Origin of the sequence: Vibrio variabilis (genome assembly GCF_003263785.1) — a bacterium.
Taxonomy (GTDB): Bacteria; Pseudomonadota; Gammaproteobacteria; order Enterobacterales; family Vibrionaceae; genus Vibrio; species Vibrio variabilis.
Genome location: NZ_JYJK01000046.1, coordinates 70667 through 81551, shown reverse-complemented (window position 1 = coordinate 81551; position 10885 = coordinate 70667). Strand labels below are relative to the sequence as shown.

Here is a 10885-nt window from a genome sequence, read left to right as displayed (position 1 = left end):
GAGAGTCGTCTCATTAAATACGAAGATAGGGGTGTAGCTCCAATTGGCAGAGCAGCGGATTCCAAATCCGCGTGTTGGGAGTTCGAATCTCTCCACCCCTGCCATATTCAAAGGCTCTGACTTAGGTCGGAGCCTTTTTCATTTCTGTATTTCTACATTCTCGAATCTTATCGTTCACTGATATACTCATAATCATCATTACATACATGGATATGATTATGCCTCATTTACGTTTTAGAGCTCTGGAATCAGAGATAGTCAAAACCCTCTCTAGCCCGTTAGTTGACGAGCTTCAACCGCTTATGGACTGCCCAAGAGAAGACTTTACTATTGAGCATGTTAGCTCAGCGTTCTACTTTGATGGCAAGTTAAGTCACGCCTATCCATTTGTGGAAGTGTTGTGGTTTGAGCGTGGTCAGGAGGTGAAGGATAAGGTGGCTACTGCTATTACGGAACAGATCCGATCTGCTTTGGGTAAAGAGCTCGATGTCGCAGTTATATTCGTCGCGCTTGAGCCCGCAAGCTATTACGACAATGGCAGCCATTACGGTTAACTACCTGATTGGTATCACTCTCACAAATGCGACTGGAGAAGTGGTTGGATGTTGACTATTGTTATCAGTACTTCAGTGGATTAGTCGTTGTTTTCTAGGTTTTATTGCTGTCTTACTTAGGACTGTTCTACTGCTTTGTAGGGGGCGGTTCCCCTATGACTTTGGGTAAGGACTACTGTTATGACAATGATATCATCAAGGCAGTTTGCCCGATGGCTGAGAGAGAGGTTCGCGACGGAAAAAGACGGAGTGATCCTAACCAGAGAAGACATTAATCAATTATCTGGTAGGCAAAGCTTTACGTTAGGGTTTGTAAATGACATTCACTACGAATTAATGCAACACGGCATTGCCTTTGTGACTGATACAAGCAGAGAGAAATTCTATTTGATTCCCATAAACTCTGCGGAAAACTGGCGCAAAAAGCTGGAGATACAGTACGAGAAAGAGCTGTACTGCAATGTGTTCCCAATCGAAAAGTCTGGGTAATAAAAAAAGCCTCCATTTGGAGGCTTTTTTGCGTTTAGGCCATGCCTTGGATAATCACGAACTTCTCTAGCAGCTCTTCATCCGTTTCCACATGGTTTGGATCGGTGATGATGCATTTCGTGATAGGGCATACCGATTGACAAGTTGGCTTTTCGTAGTGACCTTTACACTCAGTGCATAGAGCAGGATCGATCTCAAAGATCTCACTACCCATTGTAATTGCACCGTTCGGGCACTCCGGGTCACACATATCGCAGTTAATGCACTTGTCAGTAATGAGCAGCGCCATGATTACTTACCCGTTGGGTTACGTGTATCTTGTCCTGAGTTTAGGTTACGCATCAGTAGTGCGTAGTCCAGATCCAATTCCTCTGGTACTGGAATGAAGACAAAGTGACCGTTACCTTTTGCGTCATCAATGCTTTCTGACTTGCGGTTTTCCATCACTTCTAGGTTGAAGACAACGTTGCCTTTTGGTGTCATTAGTTCGAGGCTGTCACCAACGATAAACTTGTTCTTCACTTCCACTTCCGCTAAGTGACCGCGACGCTTACCGGTAAACTCACCAACAAACTGTTGTGAGTCAGATACAGAATAGCCGTAGTCGTAGTTTTGGTAGCTGTCGTGTGTGTGACGACGCAGGAAGCCTTCGGTGTAACCACGGTGAGCTAGGCTCTCTAGCGTACCCATTAGCGACTCATCGAATGGTTTGCCTGCAACGGCATCGTCGATCGCTTTACGATAAACCTGTGCAGTACGTGCGCAGTAGTAGAAAGACTTAGTACGACCTTCAATTTTAAGCGAGTGAACGCCCATCTTCGTCAAACGCTCGACATGCTGAACTGCGCGCAGGTCTTTTGAGTTCATGATGTAAGTACCATGCTCATCTTCAAATGCCGCCATCTTGTCTTCAGGGCGGTGGCTTTCAGAAAGCAGTACAACTTCGTCAGTTGGCTTGCCACGACCAATAGTCGTCTCTGGACGCTCGTCTACAACCTCAACAGGCTCTGCTTCTGGTGTGAACTCTTCTACGATTTGACCTGCGTCGTTCTCTGTTGCTTTTTCAACTTTGTATTCCCAACGACATGCGTTAGTACATGTCCCTTGGTTTGGATCGCGCTTGTTGATGTAGCCAGACAGCAGACAGCGACCAGAATACGCCATGCAAAGTGCGCCGTGTACGAATACTTCTAGTTCAGTCTCAGGGCAATGTTCACGGATCTCTTCAATCTCTTCCAGTGACAGCTCACGAGATACGATTACGCGCTCAACGCCATTCGCAGCCCAGAATTTAACTGTCGCCCAGTTTACCGCGTTCGCTTGTACAGACAGGTGGATTGGCATTTCAGGGAATGCTTCACGAACCATCATGATAAGACCAGGGTCAGACATGATTAGGGCGTCAGGGCCCATTTCTACCACAGGCTTAAGATCGCGGATGAACGTCTTTAGCTTTGAGTTGTGTGGTTGAATGTTGCATACCACATACAGCTTCTTGCCTTGTGCGTGAGCTTCATCGATACCGATTTTTAGGTTCTCGTGGTTAAACTCGTTGTTTCGAACACGAAGGCTGTAGCGAGGTTGACCTGCGTATACTGCATCTGCGCCGTAAGCGAATGCATAACGCATGTTTTTGAGGCTGCCAGCTGGTGACAGAAGTTCTGGAGTAAACATTGCTTTATATCTCTAATCTGATTACAAGTCAGTGTTGTGCCACCTAATGGCACTAAGGGGCGCAAATTTTACGCTAGTATGGGGAGATTTCCAAGTTTTGAATCAAGCTCGCTGCTCTAGAAGTGTGGGTACGGTTGAGAAGCGAGCTTAGTAAAGAAGGGGTTATTGCTTAGGTAGGCCGCCTAGTGCGTCATACAGGTTAGGCAAGAAGGCACCAAATTCACCACAAAGAAGTGAGAAGTCTGCGTCGATACGCGCTGCGGCGTCTTCGCGTGGGATATCATCGTTTTGATCCTTCAGCTCGTCGCTGAACTTCAAGCGTTTGATACTGCCATCATCAGCCAAGACAAATTCGATGCGGTCTTGCCAGTTAAGCGCCAGCTTAGTCACAAACTTGTTAGCTTCAATGTGACCTAGGATCTCGTCGCTCGACAGTTCTTGTTTCTTACAACGGATAACGCCACCATCTTCGAGAACTGACTTAAGCTCTGCTTCATCAAGAAGGTTAAAGCCAGTTGGTGCTTCGTTGGTTTTGACCCACTCGGTTAGCGTGTTCTCAATTGGCTGCTCTGGGAATGCTGGAATAACAGGAAGGCTACCCATGGTCTTACGTAGCAGCGCAATCACGTCTTCAGCTTTTTTGTAGCTGCTAGCATCAACAATCACAAAGCCTTCTTTTGGCATAATTAGAAGGTGAGTAAGATTGCTGCGGCTAAACGCACGTGGTAGAAGATCAATGATGATTTCGTCTTTAAGATCGTCTTTCTCTTTCTTCTTCAGAGGGCGACCTTCTTGAGTCTCAAGCGCTTCTACTTTGCTAGCGAGAGAGTCCTTGATAACCGACGCTGGCAGCATTTTCTCTTCTTTTTTGGCACACAGTAGAATTCGGTTTTCAGAAACATGGGTCATCATATCGCCATGCTTACCCAGCGCCGTAACCCAGCCAAACTTCTGCTTGTCTTGGCTGCCACAAGGTGTAAAGCGAAACTCTTCAAGCTGCTGCTCTAGCTTATCTGCATTAAACTCAAGTTCCTTGTTGAATCGATAGACCAAACAGTTTTTAAACCACATATTACTCTCACCTTTAGAATAGATAGCTGCACATAATAGGCAATTTTGCTTAAATTGTCCTAGCTTAAATCTCGATTATCGCAATAGATCTTGTGCGAAAGTTATATTAAAAATTGTTTTCAATGGTCACAAAAGTGTCATAATAATTCTTGATAATGCATGAAGTTGATTAGATTCCAAAAGGTTATTCAGATATGTCTAGAAGGATCCTGGTGGTCGAGGATGAAGCACCAATTCGCGAAATGCTGTGTTTCGTATTAGAGCAGAAAGGCTACCAAGCTGTTGAAGCGGAAGATTACGATACAGCAGTTAACAAACTGGCTGAACCTTTCCCAGATCTTGTTCTATTAGACTGGATGCTACCTGGCGGTTCTGGCATTAATTTTATCAAGCACATGAAACGCGAAGAGCTAACACGCAATATTCCTGTTGTGATGCTTACTGCTCGTGGTGAAGAAGAAGATAAAGTGCGCGGCCTAGAAGTGGGTGCGGATGACTACATCACTAAGCCATTTTCACCAAAAGAGCTGGTTGCTCGCCTTAAGGCGGTAATCCGTCGCGTGACACCAACAGCGCTTGAAGATGTGATTGATGTGCAAGGTCTTAAGCTAGACCCTGTTTCTCACCGAGTTACTGCGAATGATCAGCCTCTTGATATGGGGCCGACTGAGTTTAAGATGCTGCACTTCTTTATGACTCACCAAGAGCGCGTTTACAGTCGTGAGCAGCTACTAAACAACGTATGGGGCACCAACGTTTACGTTGAAGACCGCACTGTTGATGTACACATTCGCCGTCTACGTAAAGCTCTTGAATCTGCAGGTCATGATAAATTGATTCAAACCGTTCGAGGCGCTGGCTACCGATTCTCAACCAAGGGCTAGCATCGAACTGGAGAGGTAAATGGTTGAAAGGTTAACCTGGAAAAAGCTGGCCTGGGAGCTGGCTTTTTTTTACACCCCATGGATTGTCGTTGGGTGGATATTTGGATACATGCCGTGGCTGCTTCTGGTTGCCACGGTTTTGCAGTTGATATGGCACCTACATAATCAGCTACGCTTGTCTGCTTGGCTCTGGGATGAAAAGCGCCTAACCCCACCATCGGGTACAGGCAATTGGGAGTCATTGTTTAACGGCATCTATCGCCTTCAGCAAAGGCAGCGCCGCAAGCGTAAAGAGCTAACAAACCTTATCCGCCGTTTTAAAAACGGTGCGGAATCGCTTCCTGATGCCGTCGTTGTATTTCGAAGTGAAGGTAATATCGTTTGGTGTAACAAGCTCGCTCAACATCTACTAGGATTTCGTTGGCCTGATGACTCGGGACAGCCCATCTCGAATTTGATTCGCACGCCTGATTTTATCAAATACATCAGTAAGCAAGACTTCTCCGAACCGTTGGAGATGCGCTCCCCCTCAATGTTGAGAGAATGCTTGAGCTGCGTATTGTGCCATACACAGAGGGTGAACACCTGATGGTGGTGCGTGATGTCAGCCAGCTGAAGCAGCTTGAAGGCATGCGTCGTAACTTTTTTGCGAACGTTTCTCACGAGCTTCGAACGCCAATGACGGTGTTGCAAGGTTACTTAGAGATGACCGAAGATCCAGATATGGTTGTCGGCCCTATGTGGACTAAAGCGCATGGCGTCATGACAGAGCAGCTCAACCGCATGAACAGCTTGGTTAATCAGTTGCTAACGCTGTCTAAGATTGAAGCCGCACCGATGCACGAGCTCGATGAAGTCGTCAATGTACCAGCTATGCTTGAGGTTTTAGAAAAAGAAGCAGTGAGCCTCAGCGGTGATGATCAACATAAGATCGCTTTTGATGTCGATAACAGCTTGCGCGTATTTGGTGATGATGATCAGCTGCGCAGTGCGATTTCAAATCTGGTTTACAACGCAGTGAAATACACACCTCCTGGCGCTAATGTCAAAGTGCGTTGGTATCAATCTTCTCAAGGTGCTCATCTTGAGGTTGAAGATACCGGTGATGGCATTGAAGCCCAGCATCTGCATAGATTGACTGAACGCTTTTATCGAGTCGATAAAGCACGCTCTCGTGATACTGGTGGTAGTGGACTCGGCTTAGCGATTGTCAAACATGCGTTATCGCATCACGACTCACACTTGGAAATCCACTCTGAAGTGGGCGTAGGCAGTAAGTTCTCGTTCATTCTGCCAGAGCGCTTGGTGGTTCAGTGATGACGACGTTAGTAGCGCGCGTCGCTAGGGGATTAACCTTGTGTGTTTTGTTGTCAGGCACTGCTTTAGCACAGGAACTCCCCAAGTACAGTAAGCTCTCTGGCGTATCGGGTAACTTGTCTTCTGTGGGCTCAGATACGCTCTCCGGCATGACCACATTATGGCTCGAAGAATTCAAAAATCTTTATCCAAATGTGAACCCGCAGATCCAAGCTTCTGGCTCGTCGACGGCGCCACCGGCACTGACAGAGGGGACTGCGCAGTTTGGCCCCATGAGCCGCGAGATGCGATCGCGTGAAATCGAAGCCTTTGAGCGCCAATATGGCTACAAACCAACAGCGCTAAAAGTTGCTATCGATGCTATCGGGTTATTTGTTCACACTGATAACCCGATTGAAGGACTTAATTTTAAGCAACTCGATGCGATTTTCTCATCAACCCTTCGCTGTGGGGGAACTGAGTATCTGCGAACGTGGCAGCAGCTAGAGATTGAAACGCCTTGGAATGAACGTGCGATTCAAATCTTTGGTCGCAATTCGGTATCCGGTACCTATGGCTACTTTAAAGACAAAGCACTGTGTGGCGGCGACTTTAGACGCAATGTTAATGAACAGCCGGGTTCTGCCTCTGTAGTGCAGTCTGTCGCGTCATCGATTAATACCATAGGTTACTCTGGGATCGGCTATCAGGTTTCTGGTGCTAAGTTGGTGCCGATTGCCAATCATGGGGAGCAATACGTACTGCCGACTCAGGAGAATGTTCAGTCTGGGCACTATCCATTATCGCGCTTTCTCTATGTGTACGTGAATAAAGATCCCAACCGCGCACTCTCGCCTATTGAAGAGGCTTATATTCGTTATATCTACTCTAGAGAAGGGCAAAGGATCGTCCAGAAAGATGGCTATGTTCCGGTGAGTCTTGATTTTGCCAAAGGTGAACTGGCCAAGGTAGGCTGAGCATCGAATAAGCTGATGCCCTAACGGATAAACAAAAAGCGGCCTATTTGCCGCTTTTTCCGTTTTTAGTAGTCAGTCACATCCAGGCGTTTAGAACACCAGATTCCAACCTGCTGACTCCCAATAGACTTGTTCGGTTTGTAAATCCGCTTGCAGCAACTTGTTTTGCTCTAGCCAGTCGCTTTGGGTACTGGTGAGTGTCCAAGTCTCATCGTCGATGGATAGTTCAAGTGGCAGCAGCTCCTCATTGCGCTGACCATTGACGATGATCGCCAAACGCAAAATACCAATGAGGCCAACAATGTGCTTTTTCTTGAAGAGAGTAAACTCTGGGAGCTCCTGCAGTTTAAGTGCTTTGCGCTGAAAGCGCGCCAAGGTGGCAAGCACCAACTGCTGCTCGCTGTTAAAGCCGGGCATATTGGTATGGTTGAGAATATAACTCGAGTGACGGTGGAAGGTTGATAGCTAATGCTCAGTCCGACTTCGTGAAGCAGAGCACTCCATTCTAGTAAACTAAACAACTCACTTTTCTTTTTCAATCCGAGCGACTCGTACACTTGATTCAAAAACTCATGCGCTTGACCTCGCACTCGGGCGGCATGCTCAAGATCGACAAAGTGTTTTTTGGCTAAGTTCTCTGCTGTGCGCATACGGATATCAGAGCGCTCAAAACGTTCTTCCATCTCATATAACAGGCCTTCACGAAGCGCACCTGCAGAAAAATGCATCTCTTTGATTTTAAGGCTCTCAAAGATCGCGGTGAGAATGGCAACACCGGCTGCAAATACTGGCTTACGCTCAGGGGTTAATCCTTGTAGTGAGATATCATCGATACTGTCGAACTCACACAGCTTGTCGATGAGCTTATAAAGACGCTTATTACTGATGATGCCATCTTCATAGCCAATTCCAACCAGCACCTCTTTGATGGCTTTGATGGTGCCAGATGAGCCGAGTGCGACTTCCCAACCTTTCTTTTTGTAACGTGGAGTAAGTGCTTCAAGACGTTGTCTGGCAGACAGAATGGCCTTGGTGAAGTTTTTAGATGAAAGTTTACCGTTCGCAAAGTACTTATCGGTATAACTGACGCAGCCCATTTGAGTACTGTTAAGCAGCACCGGCTCAAACGCCTTTCCAATAATAAGCTCGGTACTACCACCACCAATATCGACAACCAGTTTTGAATTGGATTCAGTTTGTGTGTGCGCAACGCCTGCATAGATAAGACGTGCTTCTTCCTCACCCGGAATGATTTCGATAGGGAAAGGCAGAACATCGCGAGCTTTTTGCAAAAAAACATGAGCATTAGCGGCTATGCGGAGTGTATGGGTTGCAGCAATGCGAACATTGTCGACCTCGAAGCCTTGTAGACGTTCGGCAAACATCGCGAGGCACTCTAGGCCTCGCTCCATTGCGGCGTCATCCAAGTTTCCATGCTCATCCAAACCGGACGCGAGTCTGACGCGTTGCTTGTGCCTGCTAACCAGTTGTAAATCTTGATCGACGACTTTGGCGACCACCATGTGAAAGCTGTTTGACCCAAGGTCAATCGCCGCCACATCTTTGGTGATAACGTCGTTGGTTGGTTGTTCTTTAGTGTTCGTGTCCGTGGTTTGACTCATTATGTTCTAGTTGTTGTTTGCTTTTTCTAGTTTGCTTCTCTACCTGTTTAAGATAGTCGTAAATAGCAATTTGTGAACGAACTTTCTTGCGATTACCGCGAGGAACATAGGTGTTGCTCATCTCTTTATCAATCCAACGAGCCTTTACCGTATCGGTAAAGTGGATGTTGACGATATCGATAATACGTCGCTTTAAGCGCTCATCTCGCACAGGTGTCGCCACTTCAATTCGGTGGTCGATGTTTCGCGTCATCCAATCTGCAGAGGAGATGTACACCTGTGGATCACCATCATTGTGAGCAATAATAACGCGAGGGTGTTCTAAAAAGCGATCGACAATACTGATAATTTTGATGTTATCACTGACCCCCTCAATTCCCGGTACCAGAGAGCACATACCACGAATGATCATATTGATTTTTACGCCTGCGCCGCTTGCTTCGTAAAGCTTACTCACCAAGCCTTTGTCCACGAGGTTGTTTACTTTGAGCGTCAACGCCGCTTTTTTGCCAATTTGTGCGTTAGCTATCTCGGTATCAATTAAGCGATAGAGCTGCTTACGTGAGTTGCGTGGCGAAACAATCAGTTGGTTGAACCTGACTGGACGATAAGGGTTCTCGATATAGCCGAATACATTGCGCACCTCGTTGGTGATCTCCTGATCCGCCGTGAGCAGTGAAAAGTCGGTATAAATACGTGCCGTTTTCTCGTGGAAGTTACCTGTACCCACGTGAGCGTAACGAACGATTTCTCCTTCCTCGCGGCGACTTATCAGCAGTAGCTTAGAGTGGATCTTCAAACCCGGCGCACCAAAAATTACGTGGACGCCATTCTCGGTCAGTACTTTTGACCACTCAATGTTGGCCTCTTCATCGAAGCGAGCTTGGAGCTCAACCACCACTGTGACGCTCTTGCCATTGTGCACGGCATCAATCAGTGAATTCATCAAGCGTGAATCTTTGGCAACTCGATAGATGTTAATCTTTATGCTTAGCACTTTAGGGTCGAACGAGGCTTGGCGCACTAACTCAGTAATGTGCTCAAACGTGTGGTACGGATAGTAGAGCAGAATATCTTGAGCGCGGATCGCATCGAAGGTGTTGTCGTAGCCGTCAAAGTCAGCGCAACGCATCGGAGGCAGAGGCTTATTTTCTAGATAATCTCGACCAACGTTAGGGAAGCCGATAAAGTCTTTGAAGTTGTGGTAACGGCTACCCGGGATCAAACTGTCGTAGTTGGAGATACCCAGCTTGTCACACAGTGTCGTCAACATTTCCTCTGGCATATCTCGCTCGTAAACAAATCGCACCGGCATGGCCGTTAAGCGCTGGCTCACCCCTTCGGACATTTGCTCAAGCAAGCTATGTTCAACCTCGTGGCTCAGATCGTATTCTGCGTCGCGGGTCATCTTCATGGCATAGCCGTTGAGTTCGTCGTAGTCGAAGAAACCACGGAAGATATCGTCAAGACAGTAGCGGATAATATTATCAAGCAGAATGATGGTCTTACGGCGTTTGCCTTTTTGCTCTGGCACCATAACAAAGCGAGGCAAGTGATCGGTTGGGATCTCTAAGATCGCATACTTAGAGCTGTCATTGTTTTTAAGGTCGACGACGATATAGGCGTATTCATCTTTCAGAAACTGTAAAACATCAATGTCGTCTTTGAGCATAAGTGGGGTGATGTGCGGCAGTACTTCTTTTTTAAAGTACTTTTTAATCCACTTTTGCTGGGTCTCATCAAGTTGAGTTTCATTGACTAGGAAGATTCGGCGGCGAGCCATCTCCATGATCAGCTCGTTATATAGCTCATCGAAGCGCTGGTTGAGCTTGAGCGCTTTGCTTTGCATCTTGCCAAGTAGGTGTTTAGAGTTGTCATTGCCGCCACGGTCTTGGTTGATCAAGATGCGACGTTTGACGTCGGCAAAACGAACTTTGTAGAACTCATCAAGGTTGTTGGAAAAGATCCCCAAAAAGCGGATCCTTTCGACCAAAGGAACCGTTTTGTCCGCGGCTTCTTGCAGTACTCGTTCATTAAACGATAACCAACTAAGTTCTTTTTCTATATAAAGTTTTTCTGCGCTCATGTACTCAACCACCGACGTTTTTTGCTCGCTACTGGAAGGTAGCAAAGCGGAATGTAAGATGACTCTTGCCGTGAACCATAGAGATACTATATGACACTTTTATTTCAAATCGCGTGCAACGCGGCACATTTCATTATTTTCAGCACCTTAGAAGCTGTGTAATATAATTGTCATCTAAACGACATATTATGTTGAGGCAATTCGTGCATGCTGTTCACTTGCCTCTCGTCCT

The 10885-nt window shown here is 46.6% G+C and carries 8 protein-coding genes, 1 tRNA gene and 2 pseudogenes; 6 read left to right on the top strand and 5 right to left on the bottom strand.

What is annotated here, in order from left to right; all coding sequences use genetic code 11:
- Positions 1 to 27: 27 nt before the first annotated feature.
- From TZ48_RS06610 to TZ48_RS06600, 3 genes are all read left to right on the top strand, one after another.
- Positions 28 to 104 (top strand) — tRNA-Trp (locus tag TZ48_RS06610).
- A 114-nt stretch (positions 105 to 218) separates the two neighbouring features.
- Positions 219 to 554, top strand: coding sequence for a DUF1904 domain-containing protein (locus TZ48_RS06605; RefSeq protein WP_112478644.1), 336 nt, complete (start codon positions 219 to 221; stop codon positions 552 to 554).
- Between the two features lie 180 nt (positions 555 to 734).
- Entirely contained in the window at positions 735 to 1043 is a 309-nt protein-coding gene (locus TZ48_RS06600) for a hypothetical protein (RefSeq protein ID WP_112460995.1), read from the top strand.
- A gap of 34 nt (positions 1044 to 1077) precedes the next feature.
- Here the strand turns inward: TZ48_RS06600 and TZ48_RS06595 are convergent, their stop codons facing one another.
- The 3 genes from TZ48_RS06595 to rdgC all read right to left on the bottom strand — a co-directional run bounded on the left by TZ48_RS06595 (position 1078) and on the right by rdgC (position 3788).
- On the bottom strand, positions 1078 to 1332 hold the full coding sequence (locus TZ48_RS06595) for a YfhL family 4Fe-4S dicluster ferredoxin (protein ID WP_042500690.1): 255 nt from the start codon (positions 1330 to 1332) through the stop codon (positions 1078 to 1080).
- A gap of 2 nt (positions 1333 to 1334) precedes the next feature.
- Positions 1335 to 2717, bottom strand: a complete 1383-nt coding sequence (trhP, locus tag TZ48_RS06590) for a prephenate-dependent tRNA uridine(34) hydroxylase TrhP (protein WP_112478643.1) — start codon at positions 2715 to 2717, stop codon at positions 1335 to 1337.
- 162 nt (positions 2718 to 2879) lie between these two features.
- A complete protein-coding gene (rdgC, locus tag TZ48_RS06585; RefSeq protein ID WP_112460994.1) occupies positions 2880 to 3788 on the bottom strand; it encodes a recombination-associated protein RdgC in 909 nt (302 codons plus the stop codon).
- 194 nt (positions 3789 to 3982) lie between these two features.
- On the opposite strand from rdgC, the gene phoB reads away from it, so the two are divergent.
- From phoB to TZ48_RS06570, 3 genes and pseudogenes are all read left to right on the top strand, one after another.
- Positions 3983 to 4672 carry a phosphate regulon transcriptional regulator PhoB gene (gene phoB / locus TZ48_RS06580; protein WP_042500693.1) on the top strand — a complete coding sequence of 230 codons (690 nt, stop codon included), beginning with the start codon at positions 3983 to 3985 and terminating at the stop codon, positions 4670 to 4672.
- Between the two features lie 19 nt (positions 4673 to 4691).
- Positions 4692 to 5989 (top strand): annotated as a pseudogene (gene phoR, locus TZ48_RS06575) (phosphate regulon sensor histidine kinase PhoR).
- Positions 5989 to 6945 (top strand): PstS family phosphate ABC transporter substrate-binding protein, encoded by a 957-nt coding sequence (locus TZ48_RS06570; protein WP_112478642.1) that lies wholly within the window; start codon positions 5989 to 5991, stop codon positions 6943 to 6945. The pseudogene phoR and the gene TZ48_RS06570 overlap by 1 nt, the downstream one beginning before the upstream one ends.
- 90 nt (positions 6946 to 7035) lie before the next feature.
- Here the strand turns inward: TZ48_RS06570 and ppx are convergent.
- Positions 7036 to 8567: pseudogene (gene ppx / locus TZ48_RS06565) on the bottom strand (exopolyphosphatase).
- On the bottom strand, positions 8539 to 10653 hold the full coding sequence (ppk1, locus tag TZ48_RS06560) for a polyphosphate kinase 1 (protein ID WP_112478647.1): 2115 nt from the start codon (positions 10651 to 10653) through the stop codon (positions 8539 to 8541). The pseudogene ppx and the gene ppk1 overlap by 29 nt, the downstream one beginning before the upstream one ends.
- Positions 10654 to 10885: the final 232 nt, after the last annotated feature.